This window comes from Actibacterium mucosum KCTC 23349 (assembly GCF_000647975.1).
GTDB classification, from domain to species: domain Bacteria; phylum Pseudomonadota; class Alphaproteobacteria; order Rhodobacterales; family Rhodobacteraceae; genus Actibacterium; species Actibacterium mucosum.
Window position 1 is genome coordinate 338,353 of the sequence record NZ_JFKE01000004.1, and the last position, 17,157, is coordinate 355,509.

Sequence of the window (17,157 nt, forward strand, 5' to 3'; positions counted from 1 at the left end):
GGCGTGGATCGATTTTAGACGTTGCCGTCATCGTACAATCGTCCCCGTGCGGCGGATTTTGCGTTGCAGCTGAAGAATACCGTACACCAGCGCCTCGGCCGTGGGCGGGCAGCCGGGCACGTAGATATCTACGGGCACCACGCGGTCGCAGCCGCGCACCACTGAATAGCTGTAATGGTAATAGCCGCCACCATTGGCGCAGGAGCCCATCGAGATCACATAGCGCGGCTCGGGCATCTGATCGTATACCTTGCGCAGCGCGGGGGCCATCTTGTTGGTCAGCGTGCCGGCGACAATCATCACGTCGGACTGGCGCGGCGAGGCGCGCGGGGCAAAGCCGTACCGCTCGACGTCATAGCGCGGCATGGCGGTATGCATCATCTCGACCGCGCAGCAGGCCAGACCAAAGGTCATCCAGTGTAACGAGCCGGTACGGGCCCAGTTGATGATGTCCTCGGACGAGGTCAGCAGAAAGCCTTTGTCCTGCAGCTCGGCGTTCAGGGCCTGGGTGGCCACCTCGCGGTCACCGCCAGCCGTGTTGGCTCCGGTCATCACTCCCATTCCAGGGCCCCTTTCTTCCACTCATAGGCAAAGCCGATGGTCAGCACCGCCAGGAAAACGATCATCGACCAGAAACCAACGACGCCCACGGTGCCAAAGGACACAGCCCACGGGAACAGGAAGGCAATTTCGAGGTCGAAAATGATGAACAGGATGGCGACGAGGTAGAACCGCACGTCGAACTTCATCCGCGCATCGTCAAAAGCGTTGAACCCGCATTCGTAGGCCGACAATTTCTCGGCATCCGGGTGGCGGACGGCGACGATGACGGCGGCAAGGATCAGAACAATGCCCAGCGCAACCGCGATTCCAAGGAATATGAGAATGGGCAGGTATTCTCTGAGAAGCTCTTCCACGGGGCGGGTCTCCCTTCTTGGCCGGTACGCACGCGCATGTTGTGTCTGTCCGGTGGTTTAGCGCTGGCCTGCGGCAGGGTCAACCAAACCCGTGCACCTGCGGCACTAAGTTTTACCTTGTTTCCCGAAATCCGCGCTCGACAGGCATTATTGCAGGACGTGATCGCCCTCCAACGCCGGTTCAAACAAGGAAAACGGGCGTAACTCGAAGGTTTCGCCCAAAGGCTGTGCATTTGTGATGCGGTCGCAACGCAGGGTGCGAACGTCCTGTCGCAGGTGGTCCCACGCCAGAACGTACCAAACCGGCGCGTTGTAGTGCAGGAATTGAGGTTCGATGACGCGGGATGTCGGGGGGCGCTCGGGCGCAGAATAGGTGATCTGCAGCAGCCTGCGCTCCACAAAGGCGCGGTGCAGGCGACGTATCGCGGTGGCGTCCACCGGGGCCAGGCTTTCGCGCGTGGGATTCGATGCATGCTGCCCGACCAGAATTCGCGATTTCAGCCGCGCCACCTGTGCGCGCTGCCGGGGCCCGAAACTGGCCACGAGTTTCTGCCGCACAGAACCCAGATTCGCCATGAAGAGCGGGCTTTGCAGTTGTTCGGCCACAGCCAGCGAGATCATCAGGTCAATCGCCTCGTCATAGCTCAGCGCCATGCGCCCGACACCCCAACGCGCGCTCAGGCGGATGCCACCTCCCCTGCCCCGGTCGGCCTCTACCGGCACGCCACGGGCGCGCATCAGGGCAATGTCACGGCTGAGCGTGCGGCGGCTGACGCCCAGTTCCGCCGCAAGATCGGCAAGGATCAACGCCTCACCCGATTTCAGCCGCGCCTCGATCAGGTCAAGACGGTTCAAGCGATCAGAGGCATCTGTGCGGGTCATTCAACAAATAGGCCATAAAATGTCCTCTTTGGCCATAGCTGTGATTTGCAACCCATAACCAAAGGACTCAACCATGACCAACCACGTATTGGAAATCGCCCGCATCACCCCGCTGGACGGCGTGACCGAGGCGGAACTGTTGGCGGCATCCACGACGTTCCAAGCGGACTTTGTCGCCCATCAACCCGGGTTTATCAGCCGCAAGCTGGTCCGCGACGGCAACGGAGGCTTTGCCGATGTAATCGAATGGGAAACATCCGAGGCCGCGCAGGCGGTAATGACCGCCGCCAAGGAATCACCGGCCGCGGGCGCATTCTTTGCCTTGATGGATTTTTCCGAAGGCATTGCCGGCGGGGTGGATCACTTTACGATCCTGCAAAGCAACTAGTCTGCCAACGGCTCGTAAAACGCTTCCGGATACAGGCGGCCTTCGCCATCTTTGGGCAGGGCCGCCTGATAGGCCGGGCGAGCGGTCACGCGTGCCCACCAGGCGGAAATGGCCGGGAACGGTTCCAACCGCACGTAATGCATACCCATATAGACCGCCTGCCCGACGCTGACATCGGCGGCGGAAAACCCGCTGTCCAGTAGGTAGTCGCGCCCGGTCAGGCGCCCTTCCAGCGCGTTGAACGTTTTTTCCAGCCGCTTCGCCTCAAGCCGGGTGACCAGCGGGCTGCGCTTTTCGGGCGGGTAAATCGCCACATGCTGCTGGGTCAGCGCCGCGGTGTGCTGGCTGATGGTTTCGGCGAAATGCATCCAGACCAGCCAGTCGCGCCGATCAGGATCACCGGGCGCGCGGCCCATGCCGGCCTCGCGGAAACGTTCGCACAGGTATTCGGTGATTGCGCCGGTCTCGAACATCACGGTGCCGTCGATTTCCAGCGCCGGCACGCGACCCGCCGGGTTCAGTTCCAGAAACTCGGGGCTGCGCAGGGTCTTGTCGAAAGGCAGGGTGATGACATCGAATTCCACCCCCAGCTCGTGTAGCAGCCACAGCGTCCGCATCGAACGGGTTTCGGGGCAGTGATGCAGACGGATCATGGCGTGACCTCGGGCATGGATTGAAAGACAGCGCCGACCTCGGCCCGGATGATCCGGGCGATCAGCGCGCAATCGTCCAGGCTGAATGTCAGCGGCAGGCGCATGTCCAGAATGCCGCGCAGCACCTTGTCGGTCTGCGGCAATTGCGGCCCTGGCGCGTAGCGCCAGTGGTCATAGCGCGAGGTGAAGCCATGCGGCGCATCGGCGCCGAACCATTTCAGCTCAACCCCCCGCGCGGCACAGCGGGCGACCACGTCCTGCACGGCCTGCGCCGCCCAGTCGCGCAGCAGGAACTGGATGGACGAACCCACATAGGCCTCAGCCGCAGGGCGTTCCAGGATTTGCAGCCCGGGCGTGTCGCGCAGGCCGGTTTCCACAGCCAGATAACGCGCATTCCAAGCCGCAACCTTGGCAGGCAGTTCGGTCAGCTGAGGGCGCAGGATCGCGGCGCGCAGATTGTCCATCCGGCCCGAGATATTGGGTGTGTCGTATTTCAGCGCCTCGAAGGCGGACGCATCCGGCGCGGCGCCGTGGCGGTCATACAGCATATAGCTGCCCGACAACAGCGTGGCGCGGGCCATGAAATCGGCGTCGTCTGCGATCAGCAGCCCGCCCTCGCCGGAATTCATGTGTTTATAGGTCTGGGTCGAATAACAGGCCGCCAGCCCGTGCCGGCCCGACGGCGTGCCGCGCCATTGCGCCCCCATCGTGTGGGCGCAATCCTCGATCACCTGCACTTGTGCCGCATTACAAACGGCCATCAGCGCATCCATGTCGCAGATATGGCCGCGCATATGGCTCAGCAGCAGCGTACGCGCCCCGGTTTCGGCGATGCAGGCGGCCAGATGGTCGATGTCGATCACCAGCGCCTCGGTCACTTCCACAAAGGCGGGCACCGCGCCCAGCGCCGCAATGGCGCCCGGCACCGGGGCCAGCGTGAAGGCGTTGGTCAGCACCGTGTCGCCCGGCCCCACGCCCGCGGCCCGCAACGCGCAGCCAATGGCATAGCCGCCCGAGGCCACAGCAAGGCAGTACCGCGCCCCGGTGAATTCGGCAAATTCGCGCTCCAACAGGGCCACCTCGCCCACTTCGTCACCAACAGTGTTATAGCGGTGCAGGCGCCCGTGGTTCAGAACCGTCATCGCGGCGGCTTGTGCGGCCTCCGAAATGGGTTCCTGCTGGGTAAAGGATCCGTCAAAACGCTCGTTCAATTCCGCCTCCATTGCGGTGCAGAGTGCGGGTTCATGGCCTGCGGGTCAATCGATCATCTGATCCACCAGCGCAAAGAGCCCGTCGTAGTGATCCAACAGCGCCTCGGGCTGCAAATCGGCGACGCCGTGCCCGTCGGGCCCGAAGGTGACCAGCGCGCAGGGCACACCCGCGGCGCGCGCGGTGTCGCGGTCGGTCACCGTGTCGCCGATCAGCATCGACCGGTTCAGCGTGCCGCCGGCGCGCTCAACCGCCGCCAGGTAAGGCGCCGGGTCGGGCTTGCGCACCGGCAGCGTGTCGGCCCCCACCAGCGCATCGAACAGGTCGCGCACCCGCAACCGCGCCATCAGCGTTTCGGCCAGACCCGCGGGTTTGTTGGTGCAGATGGCGGTGGCATACCCCTCGGCCCGCAGGCGTTCGACGGCGGCCACCGTGCCCGGGTAAAGCTGCGTGAAGACGTCGATGTGATCGGCATAGCGATCCAGAAACGGGTGATACTGTGCCTCAACCGCCGCGGCCACATCGGGTGCGCCCAACCTTTCGAAGCCCAGCTTCAGCATCGCCCGGCCGCCGCGAAAGGCGGTGCCCGCATCGGCCACCGGGTCAAGCATCGGCGCGTCAAAACAGGCATTTGCCGCCGCAATCAGGTCTGCCGACGTATCGGCCAGCGTGCCATCCAGATCAAAAACAACTGTGCGCATCGTGCCTACCCCTTGGCGTCTTTTCGCCGATCGCTGAAATCCTTCGTAACCGCAATTGAAGCGCGCGCCCCTTGCGGATCGACATGACCGGGATAAAAGGAGGCAACAAGAATTGAAAGAGCATCGTATGCCCACTGCATTAATCCTTTTGGCGGCCGGCAAAGGCACGCGGATGAACTCCGAATTGCCCAAGGTTCTGCACCCTCTGGCGCAGGCGCCGCTTTTGTGGCACGCGCTGCGATGTGGGCAGACCTTCGGGGCGGAGAAACAGATTGTCGTGACCGGGCACGGGGCCGATGCGGTAGAGGCCTCGGCCCGCGACTTTGCCGAAGACATCGACACCGTGGTACAGGCCGAGCAATTGGGCACCGGTCACGCTGCGGCGCAGGCGATGCCGGCACTGGACGGGTTTGAAGGCGATGCGATGGTGCTGTTTGGCGACACGCCCTTCGTGAGGACAGAAACGTTGCAAGCCATGACCGAGGCGCGCGCACGCCATGACGTGGTTGTGCTGGGGTTCGAGGCCGCCGATCCGGGCCGCTATGGCCGGTTGGTGATGGATGGCGACGATCTGCAGGCGATTGTGGAATTCAAGGACGCTTCAGATGAGGAACGCGCCATAACCCTTTGCAATTCTGGCGTTATCGCAGCGGATGCCGGCGTTCTGCGTGCGCTGCTGGGCGACCTGAGCAACGACAATGCGGCAGGCGAGTATTATCTGACCGAGGTTGTGGGCCTGGCCCGCGCCCGCGGTCTGAGCGCCGGTGTGGTGCGGTGCGACGAAGCCGAAACGCTGGGCATCAATTCGCGCCCGGAACTGGCTGCGGCCGAGGCCATATTTCAGGCCACAGCCCGCGCCCAGGCCGCCGCCGATGGCGTGACGCTGATGGCGCCCGACACGGTGCATTTCGCCTTTGACACGGTTTTAGGCCGCGATGCGGTGGTTGAGCCCAACGTGGTGTTTGGCCCCGGTGTCACGGTGGAAAGCGGCGCCACGATCCGCGCCTTTTCGCATCTGGAGGGCTGCCACGTGGCCCGCGGCGCCATCGTTGGCCCCTATGCCCGCCTGCGCCCCGGCGCCGAGCTGGAGGAAAACGTGCGGATCGGCAATTTTGTCGAGGTCAAGAACGCCACCCTGGCCGAAGGCGCCAAGGTGAACCACCTGAGCTATATCGGCGATGCTTCGGTTGGGGCGGCCACGAATGTCGGCGCGGGCACGATCACCTGTAACTATGACGGTGTGTTCAAACACCGAACAGAGATCGGCGCGAACGCCTTTATCGGCTCGAACACCATGCTTGTTGCCCCGGTCACGATCGGAGACGCGGCAATGACGGCCTCGGGCTCGGTCATCACGGCCGATGTACCTGACGGAGCGTTGGCCGTTGGCCGGGCGCGGCAGGAGACCAAGGCGGGGCTTGCAGTGAGGATGTTCGACCGGCTGCGCGCGCTCAAAGCCAAACGCAACAAGGAGGGGTGAGTCATGTGCGGGATCATTGGCGTTCTGGGCGATCACGAAGCCGCCCCCATCCTTGTGGAAGCACTGAAACGGCTGGAATATCGCGGCTATGACAGTGCCGGGATTGCAACGGTAAACGGCGGCAAGCTCGATCGTCGCCGCGCCGTGGGCAAGCTGGTTAACCTTAGCGACCTCCTGGTGCATGAACCGCTGCCGGGCAAGGCCGGGATCGGCCACACACGCTGGGCCACGCATGGGGCACCGAATGTCGGCAACGCGCATCCCCACAAAGCGGGACCGGTGGCCGTTGTCCATAACGGCATTATCGAAAACTTCCGCGAGCTGCGCGACGAGCTGGCCACACACGGCCTGAAAGCCGAGACCGAAACCGACACCGAAGTTGTGGCCTTGCTTGCCCAACATTACCTGTCCGAAACCGGCAATCCCAAAGCGGCGGCGCAAGCCACGCTGGCACGGCTCGAAGGCGCGTTTGCCCTGTGTTTCCTGTTTGACGATCAAGAAGACTTGCTGATCTGTGCACGCAAAGGCTCGCCTCTGGCGATCGGATACGGCAAGGGCGAGATGTTCGTGGGGTCGGATGCCATTGCACTGGCACCACTGACCAACCGCATCGCCTATCTGGAGGAAGGTGACCACGCCGTCATCACCCGCGCCGGCGCACAGGTTTTTGACGCCGAAGGCAATCAGACCAATCGCGATATCAAGGTGATCGAGATCGGCAACACCCGCGTGGACAAAGCCGGCCACAAACATTTCATGGCCAAGGAGATCGCCGAACAACCTGCCTTGCTGGCTGATCTTATCGCCAACTATATCGGCGCGGATAACACCATAACCTTGCCCGGCGATCTGAATTTCGCGGACTATGACCGGGTGCTGATGGTGGCCTGCGGCACCGGCTATTACGCCTGCAAAACCGCCAAGAACTGGTTCGAAACCGTGGCTGGCATGCCAGTCGAGGTCGACGTGGCCTCGGAATACCGGTACCGCGAACCACCCGTTGGCGACCGCACCCTGGCGCTTTACCTCAGCCAAAGCGGTGAAACCGCCGACACGCTGGCCGCCCTGCGCTATACCGCGGGCAAGGCCGCAACCATTGCCGCCATCGTGAACGTGCCCGAAAGCTCCATCGCGCGTGAGGCCGACGTGGTGCTGCCGATCCGCGCCGGGGTCGAGGTCTCGGTGGCCTCAACCAAGGCCTTCACCAACCAATTGGCCATCCTGCTGATGATGGCTGCCAAGGCCGCACAGGACCGTGGGAAAATACTGGCCGAAGGGTTGATCGACGGGCTGCGCGCTTTGCCGGGCATCCTGAACGTCGTTCTGGATGCGCCGGACAACGTGCAATCGATCAGCCGCGGCCTGGCGGAGGCGCGCGATGTGCTGTTTCTGGGCCGTGGTGCGGTTTATCCCATCGCGCTGGAAGGCGCGCTGAAGCTGAAAGAGATCAGCTATATCCACGCCGAAGGCTACGCAGCCGGCGAGTTGAAACACGGGCCCATTGCGCTGGTCGACAAACACGTGCCGGTGATCGTTCTGGCCCCGCGCGACCGGCTGTTCGACAAAACCGTGTCGAACATGCAGGAAGTGCTGGCGCGCGGCGGCAAGGTTGTCCTGATCTCGGACGAGGCCGGGATCAACGAGTTCGGCGCAGACGCGTGGCGCACCTTGACCCTGCCGCGCGTGCATCCGACATTGGCCCCGATCCTTTACACGATACCGGTTCAACTGCTGGCCTACCACACAGCGGTGGCCAAAGGCACCGATGTGGACCAGCCCCGAAATTTGGCAAAATCAGTAACGGTGGAATAATGGGCAAGCAATTCAAAGGGTTCGAAGACAGCCACATAAAGTTCGTCGGCGAACAGCACATGTATTTCGTCGGAACCGCTGGCCCCGAGGGCCGGGTGAACATCTCGCCCAAAGGGATGGACAGCCTGCGCATCCTGACTCCCAACCGGCTGATCTGGCTGAACGTCACCGGGTCGGGCAACGAGACCGCCGGGCACCTTGCGCTGAAAAACCGGATGACGGTGATGTGGTGCTCGTACACCACCCGGCCGGTGATCATGCGCGCCTATGGCACCGCACGCACCATCCACCCGCGCGACGACGACTGGGCCGGTCTGGCCGACCAACTGCCCGACCTGTTGGGTGCGCGTCAGATCTATGACATGGATGTTGAGATGGTGCAGACCTCCTGCGGCTATGCGGTGCCCTTCATGGATTTCCGCGAGGATCGCCCGGTGCTGCGCAAATGGGCCGAGGACAAGGGCCCTGACGGCATCGCCGACTATTGGGAAACCCGCAACCAGACCACGATCGACGGCTACCCCACCGGCATTGTTGACCCGTGACACCAGATGACGCCCTGACCGCCCTGCGAGCCTTGGCTGAACCCGGCCGGGCCGAACAGATGGCCGCTTACCACAAGCAAAACCGCGACGTAATCGGCATCCCCAACCCGGCGATCAATGAGCTGACGAAGACTTGGCGCCAATCGCTGGATGTGCCGACGCGCGTGGAATTGGCCGATGCCCTGTGGCAAACAGATATCTTCGAGGCCCGCATTACCGCGGCCAAACTGCTGACCCAGGCGCGCCTGCGCCCCGATGACCACGCCGCCTGGAACCTGATCCAAAGCTGGGTCCCCGATTTCGACAGCTGGGCCATCGCCGATCACGCCTGTATGGCGGGCCAAAAACGCCTTGTTGCCGATCCCACCCGCCTTGATACGGTCGAGGGCTGGACCACCTCGCCCCATATGTGGACCCGCCGCGCCGCACTGGTCATCACCCTGCCCTGGACCAAGCAGAACAACCCCAAACCCGCCGACCTGGCCGCCCGCGACCGTATCCTGGGCTGGGCCGCCACTTACGTGACCGATCCCGAATGGTTCATCCAGAAAGCGGTGGCATGGTGGCTGCGCGACCTGTCCAAACACGACCCCACCCGCACCCGCGCTTTCCTGGCCACCCATGGCGACACGCTGAAACCCTTCGCGCGGAAAGAGGCGGCAAAATACCTCTGATCCCGGGCGCCCGCCCGAGCGTCCGAGGCCGGATGGCCGAGGCGCGAGATATCATGTGCGCCGCAAGGCGCTCAATCTGGTTGTCGCAACGCCCGCCGCAAAATCTTGCCCGTGGCCGTCATCGGCAGGCTCTCGGCCCAGACAACCCGGCGCGGCGCCACATGCGGGCTGACCCGCTGGGCCACCCAATCGCGCAGCACCTCCTCCAGCCCGTCCCGCGCCACGCCGTCGCGTAACACCACATGGGCCACCACAATCTCGGTGCGCGCGGCGTCCGGCGCGCCAACCACGCCGGCCATCACCACATCCGGATGCGCGCCCAGCGCCGCCTCGATCTCGGCCGGGCCAATCCGGTAGCCGGCCGAGGTGATCACGTCATCGTCGCGCGCCACAAAGGTCAGCAACCCGTCCGCACCTTCAACCGCCATATCGCCAGTGCGCAGCCAGTCGCCGTGAAACTTCCCAGCCGTCGCCGCGGGTTTGTTCAGGTATTCCAGCATCATATCGGGCGGGCCGCGCCGCACGCAGATCTCGCCCAGCTGCCCCGGCGCCACAACTGCGCCATCTGCATCGCGCAGGCTCAGCACAAAACCCGGCACCGCCCGGCCCAGCGCCCCGGGCCGCGCCACCATTTCGCCGGGAACCGAGGCCGCCACAAGGTTGCATTCGGTCTGGCCGTAAATCTCCGAGATCTCCACCCCCAGCGCATCCCGCCCCCAGGCCAGCAGCTCGGCCCCCAACGCCTCGCCCCCCGAGGTGATCGAGCGCACCTGAACACCAGAAGGCACCGGCACCTGCCGCATCAGCTTCAGTGCCGTGGGCGGCAAAAACAGGTTCTGCACCCGCAACCGCGCAATCAGGTCCCAGGCCGCGGTTGCGTCGAATTTGCGCATCCGCTGGCTGACCAGCGGCACACCGTAGTAAAGGCACGGCATCGCCAGATCCATCAGCCCGCCGATCCAGGCCCAATCCGCCGGGGTCCAACCGCAATCGCCGGGCTGCGGGAACCGCCGGTGGGTCAGCTCGATCGACGGCAGATGGCCCAGCAGGAATTGATGCGCGTGCAGCACGCCCTTGGGCGCCCCGGTGGTGCCCGAGGTATAGATCAGAACCGCCGGATCCTCGGCCCGGGTTTGTACCGCTGCAGAAATCGGCGGCGCGGCAGTGATCGCCTCCCAGAACCGTTCTTCGACCGACATAACCCCGCGCAAATCCGGTAAAGCATCGCGTATACCGGCCACCTTCGCGGCCCCTTCGTTGTCGGCAATCACCAGCCGACTACGGCTGTCGCTTAACCGGTATTGCAACGCGTCCGGTCCAAAGAGCGAAAACAGCGGCAACACCACCGCGCCAAGCTTGTAGGCAGCAAAATGCGCCACCAAAACGGCCGGCCCTTGTGGCAGCAACACGGCAATCACGTCGCCCTTACCGATCCCCTGCCCTGCAAACATGCTGGCCAAGCGGTCCGAGGCGTCTCGCAGCGCACCATAGGTCCACACGCGGTCCCCGTCCGAGGCATCGATCAACGCAACCCGGCCCGGATCTTCGTCCGCCCAGCTGTCACAGCACCGTTCAGCTATGTTGAAATACTCGGGGCGCGGCCAGCGGAAACTGGCCATCATCTGGTCCCATGTCTGGCCTTGCGGCAGGATCTGGCGCATCCGTCCTCCCCGGAATTGAACAGGTGTTCAGAATGCGGGAAAGTGCGCGCCAGTCAACCTATTGCACTGCGATCCGAACCTCGATCAGTTCGGTGATCGGTGCACCTAATGCCTGGAACGTGGCCAGCGACAATTGTGTGCCACCCTCGCCCGCCAGGGGGCGCAGCTGCACCGTGACAGACGCGCCCGTCGCCAAATAGGTCACCGTGCCGGATTGCGGTGCCACGACCAGAGAGGTTGCCGCCCAAAGACCCGGCGCCGCAACGTCGCCCAGCCCCGCAACCGACGTCTGAGGGCCGGTGGGCACAGCCACTGCGGCCTCTTCCGCTGCGGCCTCGGCGTCGAACAATTGAATCGGTGTGTCCGACGGGGCATCCTCGACAGGTGGCGGGGCCAATGGTGCAATCGGATCACATGCAGCCAAGCAAAACGCCGCACAGATCAGGACACTGGATTTCAGTTTCATGGCCATCGCTTCCTTTCAAAACTCTGCACCATCCTAGCCGAAAGTTGTAAGTTGGCCGAGCCACATTTGCTTGTGGTAAGGTCTGCCCTACCCTATCTTGGCAGGATGGAACCTCGTCTGATTGACCCGTTCGCCCGCGCGATCACCTACCTTCGGGTGTCGGTGACAGACCGCTGCGATTTCCGTTGTGTCTATTGCATGTCGGAAAACATGACCTTTCTGCCCAAGAAAGAGCTGTTGACGCTGGAAGAGCTGGACCGGATGTGTTCGGCCTTTGTGGGTCTGGGCGTTGAAAAACTGCGCATCACTGGCGGCGAGCCGTTGGTGCGCAAGGGGATCATGACCTTCTTTGACGGCATGACCCGGCACCTGGAAAGCGGTGCTCTGAAAGAACTGACGCTGACCTCGAACGGCTCGCAACTGGCGCGGTTTGCCGACGACCTGTACGCCGCCGGGGTGCGGCGGGTGAACGTGTCGCTGGACACATTGGATGACGAAAAGTTTGCCCGCGTCACTCGTTGGGGTCGCCTGCCGCAGGTGCTGAAAGGGATCGACGCGGCGCAAAAGGCCGGGCTGCGGGTTAAGATCAACGCCGTGGCGCTGAAAGGGTTCAACGAAGAAGAACTGCTGGAGATTACCGAGTGGTGCGCCAGCCGCGACATGGACCTGACCTGGATCGAAGTTATGCCCATGGGCGACATGGGTGAAACCGACCGCGTGGGGCAATTCTGGTCGCTGGATGACGTGCGTGCGCAACTTGCGCAACATTACACGTTAACCGATCTGGCTGAACGCACCGGCGGGCCGGCGCGATATGTGCAGTTGAATGAAACCGGTCAGAAGATCGGATTCATCACGCCACTGAGTCACAATTTCTGCGAAAGCTGCAACCGGGTGCGGATGACCTGCACGGGCGAGTTGTACATGTGCCTGGGTCAGGAAGACATGGCCGACCTGCGCGAACCCCTGCGGTCAAGCGAAAGCGACGGCCCGCTGATCGAGGCCATCCACAAAGCCATCGGTCTGAAACCCAAAGGTCACGATTTCGACTATTCGCGCCAACAGGCCGATGGTCAGATGAGCCGCCACATGTCGCATACAGGCGGCTGACCCGCGCCCTGTTTTAGGGCGCGGCGCCGATGACTTAGGCGGCGGGCATCCGCGTTTCGACGATCTCGGCCCAATAGGAACTGCCGGCCGGAATGGCCTCGTCGTCGAAATTGTATTCGGGGTGGTGCACCATGGCCGTGTCGCCGTTGCCCATGAAGATATAGGCCCCCGGGCGGGCGTTCAGCATGAAGCTGAAATCTTCGGCCCCCATCAGCGGCGCGGTGTCATCATCCACCGATCCGGCGACCTTGCGGGCCACGTCGGCGGCAAACGCGGTCTGCTCTTCGGCGTTGACCGTCACCGGATACCCGCGGTGATAGGTCAGCTCGGCCACAGCCCCATGGGCCGCCGCGGTGCCTTCGATGATGGCCTGCATCTTTTCGATCACAAGGTCCTGCACCTCGGCATCCATGGTGCGCACCGTGCCGCGCAGGTAAACCGTCTGCGGGATCACGTTATGCGCCTCGCCTTCGGTTTTGAACACACAGGTCGACAGCACCACCTGTTTCATCGGGTCCACCACGCGGGCCGCGACGGTCTGCAGGGCGATGACGATATGGCTGGCCACCACGGTGGTGTCGATGCAGTCATGCGGCTTGGCGGCGTGGCCACCTTTGCCCGTGACCGTCACTTCAAACTCATCCGCGGCGGCCATGATCGCACCGGGGCGAATGGCGAATTGGCCCACCGGCAGGCCCGGCATGTTGTGCAGGCCATACACCTCCTGGATGCCGAAACGTTCCATCATGCCGTCCTTGACCATCTCGTCACCGCCGCCGCCGCCTTCTTCGGCGGGCTGAAAGATCATGATGGCGGTGCCGTCGAAATTGCGCGTTTCGGCCAGGTATTTCGCGGCACCCAGCAGCATCGCAGTGTGGCCGTCATGGCCGCAGGCATGCATCTTGCCGGGGGTTTTCGAGGCATAGTCCACCCCGGTCGCCTCTAGAATCGGCAGCGCGTCCATATCGGCGCGCAGCCCGATCACCTTGCCCGAATTGTCGGTCTTGCCCTTGATCACGGCCACCACGCCGGTGCGGCCGATGCCTTCGGCCACCTCGTCGCAGCCGAACTCTTTCAGCAGCTCCGCAACCCGGCCCGAGGTCCGGTGCGTGTCAAACTGCAATTCGGGATGTTCGTGGAAATCCTGTCGCCAGGTGGCGATTTCGGGCTGCATCTCGGCGATACGGTTCTTGACGGGCATCTCTCTTTACTCCTTGAGGGTGTCGAGCAGCCGGGACAGGAAGGCCTGCCCCGCTTCGAACTGTTCGATCGTTATGAATTCGTCGGGTTGGTGGGCTTGTTCGATATTGCCCGGCCCGCAGACCACGGCGGAATAGCCGCGTTCCTGAAACTGGCCGGCCTCGGTCGCGTAGCTGACCACATGGGTTCCGTTATCCCCGGTCAACTGACGCACCAAGGCCTCGGCCGGGCCGTTTTCTTCGGGGGTAAGCGGAGGCACGCTGAACCGCTCGGTCATGGTGATGCCGGCCTCGGGGCGGATGGCTTTCATCGCGGCCTCCAGCCGCGCAACCTCGGTGTTCAGTGTCGCCACCCAATCCGCGGAATCGTCGCCGGGGACAAAGCGGAAATCCAGCCCGAACCGGCAATCGGCCGCGGTGATGTTATGCGCGGTGCCGCCCGAGATTGTGCCAGTATGCACGGTGGTCCAGGGCGGATCAAACACGGCGGCCATCGGCGCTGGCGTGGCGGCCATGCTGTCGGCGTTCCGCGCGTTGGCCCAGTTGATCAGCTTGGCCCCCTCCATGATCGCGTTCACGCCGGTATGCATCAGGGACGAATGCACCTCGAACCCTTTCACATCAACGACAAAGCCAAGCCCGCCCTTGTGACCGGTCACTGCCTTCAGCTCGGACGGCTCGCCCACGATCACCAGCTCGGCGCGCGGCAGGCCTGCATCGTTCACCATTGCGTCGATCATCGGTGGTGCACCGGTACAGCCAATCTCTTCGTCATAGCTGAGGGCCAATTGAAGTGGACGGGTGATTCCCAGGTGGTGGGCTTCGACCATGGCCCAGATGGCCAACGCGTCGAATCCTTTCATATCTGCGGTGCCGCGCCCATACAATTTGCCATCGATTTCCGTCACTTTGAACGGGTCCGTGCCCCAATCCTGCCCATCAACCGGAACCACATCCGTGTGACCCGACAGGACCACACCGCCTTCAACCATGGGGCCGACATGGGCATAAAGCGCCGCTTTTTCAGGATTTTGGGCGTCTGGCACCTGTGTGGAGGCAACCCCATGACTGGCAAGGTAGTCGGCGACCCACGTAATCAACCCGATGTTGCCATCACGGCTGACAGTGGGAAAAGACACAAGTTTTTCAACAAGTTGCCTAGGGTTCAGGCGAACAGTCATCCAAAGCTCCGGTAACGAAATCGCCGTCAGGTTGCTGCGGAAGCGAGCAGAGGTCAAGCCGTGGCGCACATCAATTGAACGTTTGATCAAAAAAACGCCCGCCGGAACGGAATTCGCTCAGATATTGATTGTGAGGTAAAAAATTCCTGCTAACAATTATTTCTGAGCCAGGGCGAAACGACCTTGGTCGTAAATGAACAACGATAAGAACCAGGGAGTTCTCATGCCCGATGGGGGTGTGCCTGTCCTTGATGTCAAGGACCTCAAAACCGTGTTCTTGACACGGTCCGGCGAAGTGCACGCAGTTAACTCGGTCAGCTTTGACCTGAAGCCCGGCGAATTGCTGGGTGTTGTTGGGGAAAGCGGCTCTGGCAAGTCGGTGACCATGATGTCGCTGATCGGCCTTTTACCGACACCTCCCGCCGAGATTCGCGGCGGAAGCGTGGTGTTCGAAGGCGAAGACCTTCTGAAAATTGGGGAAGACCGGCTGCGCAAGCTGCGCGGCAGCCGCATCGGGTTTGTCTTCCAGGACCCCATGACCTCGTTGAACCCGGTGTTCACCGTGGGCTTTCAGATCTGCGAGCCGTTGCGCAAACATATGGGTCTGTCCAAGTCCGAGGCGCGGACACGGGCGGTTGAGTTGCTGGAGCTGGTGGGTATCCCCGATGCGCGGCGCCGGCTGCGCGACTATCCGCATCAGTTTTCCGGCGGTATGCGGCAACGGGTGATGATCGCCATCGCGCTGGCCTGCGACCCGGACGTTCTGATCGCGGACGAGCCGACCACGGCGCTGGATGTGACGATCCAGGCGCAGATCCTGGAGTTAATGAAAGAGCTGCGCGAGAAACTGGGCATGGCGGTGATCTGGATCACCCACGATCTGGGTGTGATCGCGGGCATCGCCGACCGGGTGATGGTGATGTATGGCGGCCAGGTGGTTGAACAGGCCCCCGTGCGCGAGCTGTTTGCCAACCCCCAGCACCCGTATACCCGCGCGCTGTTGCAGACCGTACCATCGGTATCTGGCGAGCGGTCGGAAAAGCTGCGCGTGATCGAAGGGCAGCCGCCCATTCTGGTCGATGCGCCGTCCGCCTGCCCGTTCCGGGCGCGCTGTGGCCACGCCTTTGCGCGATGCGATCGCGAAAACCCGGCACGCGTCACTGTTGGCCCCGGCCATGACGCCGCCTGTTTCTGGAACCCTGCAACCGAGGGGCCGCGCGATGCTGGATGACACTGCCCGCCGCAAATTGGTTGAGGTCAAAAACCTCAAGATGCATTTCCCGATCTACTCGGGCGTTCTGCGCAGCCGGACGGGCGAGGTAAAAGCGGTTGATGACATCAGTTTCGACGTCTTCGAAGGCGAAACGCTGGGCCTTGTCGGCGAAAGCGGCTGCGGCAAGTCGACCTGCGGGCGCGCGGTGCTGCGCCTTTACGACATCACCGAGGGCACGGTGACCATCGACGGGATCGAGATCGGCACGATGGATCAGCAGACCCTGCGCGGGTATCGCCCCATGATGCAGATGGTGTTCCAGGATCCGCAGGCCAGCCTGAACCCGCGTATGACCGTGGCGCGGATCATTTCCGAACCGCTGGAAGAACACACCGACCTGTCGGACGTCGACAAACTGGCCCGCGTGCACGAGCTGATGGATGCGGTGGGCCTGAACCGCGATTTCGCCAACCGCTATCCGCATGAGTTCTCGGGCGGTCAGCGTCAGCGGATCGGCATCGCCCGTGCCCTGGCGCTGAACCCCAAATTCATTGTCTGCGACGAGCCTATCGCCGCGCTGGACGTATCGATCCAGGCTCAGGTGGTGAACCTGTTGGAAGAGCTGCAAGACAAGCTGGGCCTGACCTATCTGTTCATCAGCCACGACCTGTCGATGGTGCGCCATATCGCCGACCGCGTGGCGGTAATGTATCTGGGCAAAGTGGTGGAACTGGCGCCCCGCGACGCGCTGTATGCCACGCCCAAACACCCCTATACCGAGGCGCTGCTGTCGGCCGTGCCCGACCCCGACCCATCGGTGGAAAACCGCAAGGAACGGGTCATTTTGACGGGCGACGTGCCCTCGCCATCCAACCCGCCGCAGGGCTGCAACTTCTGCACGCGCTGCCCGAAGGTGATGGAGATCTGCAAAACCGTGGATCCCACCACGGTCGAACTGGCACCGGGCCATTTCACGGCCTGCCATCTGTACACCCAGACAACAACGATGACTGCGGACAATACCGTGGCACAAGAGGCTCAAAAGAGCGACCAACAAGGAGAGTAA

18 protein-coding genes are annotated in these 17,157 nt (G+C 62.9%); 8 read left to right on the plus strand and 10 right to left on the minus strand.

Features of this window, described 5'->3' with window-relative positions:
- Positions 1-27: 27 nt before the first annotated feature.
- The 3 genes from ACMU_RS10945 to ACMU_RS10955 form a co-directional block, all read right to left on the minus strand.
- Positions 28-561: a NuoB/complex I 20 kDa subunit family protein gene (locus ACMU_RS10945; protein ID WP_035259439.1), complete on the minus strand. Its 534-nt coding sequence runs from the start codon at positions 559-561 to the stop codon at positions 28-30.
- Positions 552-917, minus strand: coding sequence for an NADH-quinone oxidoreductase subunit A (locus ACMU_RS10950; protein ID WP_035259441.1), 366 nt, complete (start codon positions 915-917; stop codon positions 552-554). The genes ACMU_RS10945 and ACMU_RS10950 overlap by 10 nt, the downstream gene beginning before the upstream one ends.
- Before the next feature lie 147 nt (positions 918-1,064).
- Complete coding sequence (locus tag ACMU_RS10955) at positions 1,065-1,799, minus strand: helix-turn-helix transcriptional regulator (protein ID WP_035259442.1); 735 nt, start codon at positions 1,797-1,799, stop codon at positions 1,065-1,067.
- A 73-nt stretch (positions 1,800-1,872) separates the two neighbouring features.
- Here ACMU_RS10955 and ACMU_RS10960 point away from each other — a divergent pair, with 73 nt between their 5' ends.
- Positions 1,873-2,187 (plus strand): antibiotic biosynthesis monooxygenase family protein, encoded by a 315-nt coding sequence (locus tag ACMU_RS10960; RefSeq protein WP_051588277.1) that lies wholly within the window; start codon positions 1,873-1,875, stop codon positions 2,185-2,187.
- Here ACMU_RS10960 and ACMU_RS10965 read toward each other — a convergent pair.
- From ACMU_RS10965 to ACMU_RS10975, 3 genes are read right to left on the minus strand one after another with little or no spacing between them, the layout of a single operon-like run.
- The gene (locus tag ACMU_RS10965) at positions 2,184-2,840 is read right to left on the minus strand and encodes a glutathione S-transferase family protein (protein WP_035259443.1); all 657 of its coding nucleotides are present in this window, start codon (positions 2,838-2,840) and stop codon (positions 2,184-2,186) included. The two genes, ACMU_RS10960 and ACMU_RS10965, sit on opposite strands and share 4 nt — an antisense overlap.
- Positions 2,837-4,051 carry a DegT/DnrJ/EryC1/StrS family aminotransferase gene (locus ACMU_RS10970; protein ID WP_035259811.1) on the minus strand — a complete coding sequence of 405 codons (1,215 nt, stop codon included), beginning with the start codon at positions 4,049-4,051 and terminating at the stop codon, positions 2,837-2,839. The genes ACMU_RS10965 and ACMU_RS10970 overlap by 4 nt, the downstream gene beginning before the upstream one ends.
- A gap of 45 nt (positions 4,052-4,096) precedes the next feature.
- Positions 4,097-4,750, minus strand: a complete 654-nt coding sequence (locus ACMU_RS10975) for an HAD-IA family hydrolase (RefSeq protein WP_035259444.1) — start codon at positions 4,748-4,750, stop codon at positions 4,097-4,099.
- A gap of 127 nt (positions 4,751-4,877) precedes the next feature.
- Here ACMU_RS10975 and glmU point away from each other — a divergent pair, with 127 nt between their 5' ends.
- Genes glmU through ACMU_RS10995 form a run of 4 tightly spaced genes read left to right on the plus strand, consistent with a single transcriptional unit; the run spans position 4,878 to position 9,261 of the window.
- Positions 4,878-6,230: a bifunctional UDP-N-acetylglucosamine diphosphorylase/glucosamine-1-phosphate N-acetyltransferase GlmU gene (gene glmU, locus ACMU_RS10980; protein ID WP_035259446.1), complete on the plus strand. Its 1,353-nt coding sequence runs from the start codon at positions 4,878-4,880 to the stop codon at positions 6,228-6,230.
- A gap of 3 nt (positions 6,231-6,233) precedes the next feature.
- Positions 6,234-8,042 (plus strand): glutamine--fructose-6-phosphate transaminase (isomerizing), encoded by a 1,809-nt coding sequence (gene glmS / locus ACMU_RS10985; RefSeq protein WP_035259448.1) that lies wholly within the window; start codon positions 6,234-6,236, stop codon positions 8,040-8,042.
- Positions 8,042-8,587 (plus strand): pyridoxamine 5'-phosphate oxidase family protein, encoded by a 546-nt coding sequence (locus ACMU_RS10990; RefSeq protein ID WP_035259449.1) that lies wholly within the window; start codon positions 8,042-8,044, stop codon positions 8,585-8,587. The genes glmS and ACMU_RS10990 overlap by 1 nt, the downstream gene beginning before the upstream one ends.
- A complete protein-coding gene (locus tag ACMU_RS10995; RefSeq protein WP_035259450.1) occupies positions 8,584-9,261 on the plus strand; it encodes a DNA alkylation repair protein in 678 nt (225 codons plus the stop codon). The genes ACMU_RS10990 and ACMU_RS10995 overlap by 4 nt, the downstream gene beginning before the upstream one ends.
- Positions 9,262-9,332: 71 nt before the next feature.
- Here the strand turns inward: ACMU_RS10995 and ACMU_RS11000 are convergent, their stop codons facing one another.
- Both ACMU_RS11000 and ACMU_RS11005 read right to left on the minus strand, forming a co-directional pair.
- The gene (locus ACMU_RS11000; RefSeq protein WP_201769884.1) at positions 9,333-10,922 is read right to left on the minus strand and encodes an AMP-binding protein; all 1,590 of its coding nucleotides are present in this window, start codon (positions 10,920-10,922) and stop codon (positions 9,333-9,335) included.
- 58 nt (positions 10,923-10,980) lie between these two features.
- On the minus strand, positions 10,981-11,388 hold the full coding sequence (locus ACMU_RS11005; RefSeq protein ID WP_152544588.1) for a hypothetical protein: 408 nt from the start codon (positions 11,386-11,388) through the stop codon (positions 10,981-10,983).
- Between the two features lie 105 nt (positions 11,389-11,493).
- Between ACMU_RS11005 and moaA the strand changes: the two genes are divergently transcribed.
- The gene (gene moaA, locus ACMU_RS11010; protein ID WP_035259451.1) at positions 11,494-12,498 is read left to right on the plus strand and encodes a GTP 3',8-cyclase MoaA; all 1,005 of its coding nucleotides are present in this window, start codon (positions 11,494-11,496) and stop codon (positions 12,496-12,498) included.
- A gap of 34 nt (positions 12,499-12,532) precedes the next feature.
- On the opposite strand, the gene ACMU_RS11015 is transcribed toward moaA, so the two are convergent.
- Together ACMU_RS11015 and argE are read right to left on the minus strand one after the other, a co-directional pair.
- Positions 12,533-13,699, minus strand: coding sequence for a M20 aminoacylase family protein (locus ACMU_RS11015; protein ID WP_035259453.1), 1,167 nt, complete (start codon positions 13,697-13,699; stop codon positions 12,533-12,535).
- Positions 13,700-13,705: 6 nt separating this feature from the next.
- Entirely contained in the window at positions 13,706-14,878 is a 1,173-nt protein-coding gene (gene argE, locus ACMU_RS11020; protein ID WP_035259454.1) for an acetylornithine deacetylase, read from the minus strand.
- 223 nt (positions 14,879-15,101) lie between these two features.
- Here argE and ACMU_RS11025 point away from each other — a divergent pair, with 223 nt between their 5' ends.
- Complete coding sequence (locus tag ACMU_RS11025; RefSeq protein ID WP_035259821.1) at positions 15,102-16,109, plus strand: ABC transporter ATP-binding protein; 1,008 nt, start codon at positions 15,102-15,104, stop codon at positions 16,107-16,109.
- Complete coding sequence (locus ACMU_RS11030) at positions 16,099-17,157, plus strand: ABC transporter ATP-binding protein (protein WP_035259455.1); 1,059 nt, start codon at positions 16,099-16,101, stop codon at positions 17,155-17,157. Before ACMU_RS11025 ends, ACMU_RS11030 begins: the two co-directional genes overlap by 11 nt.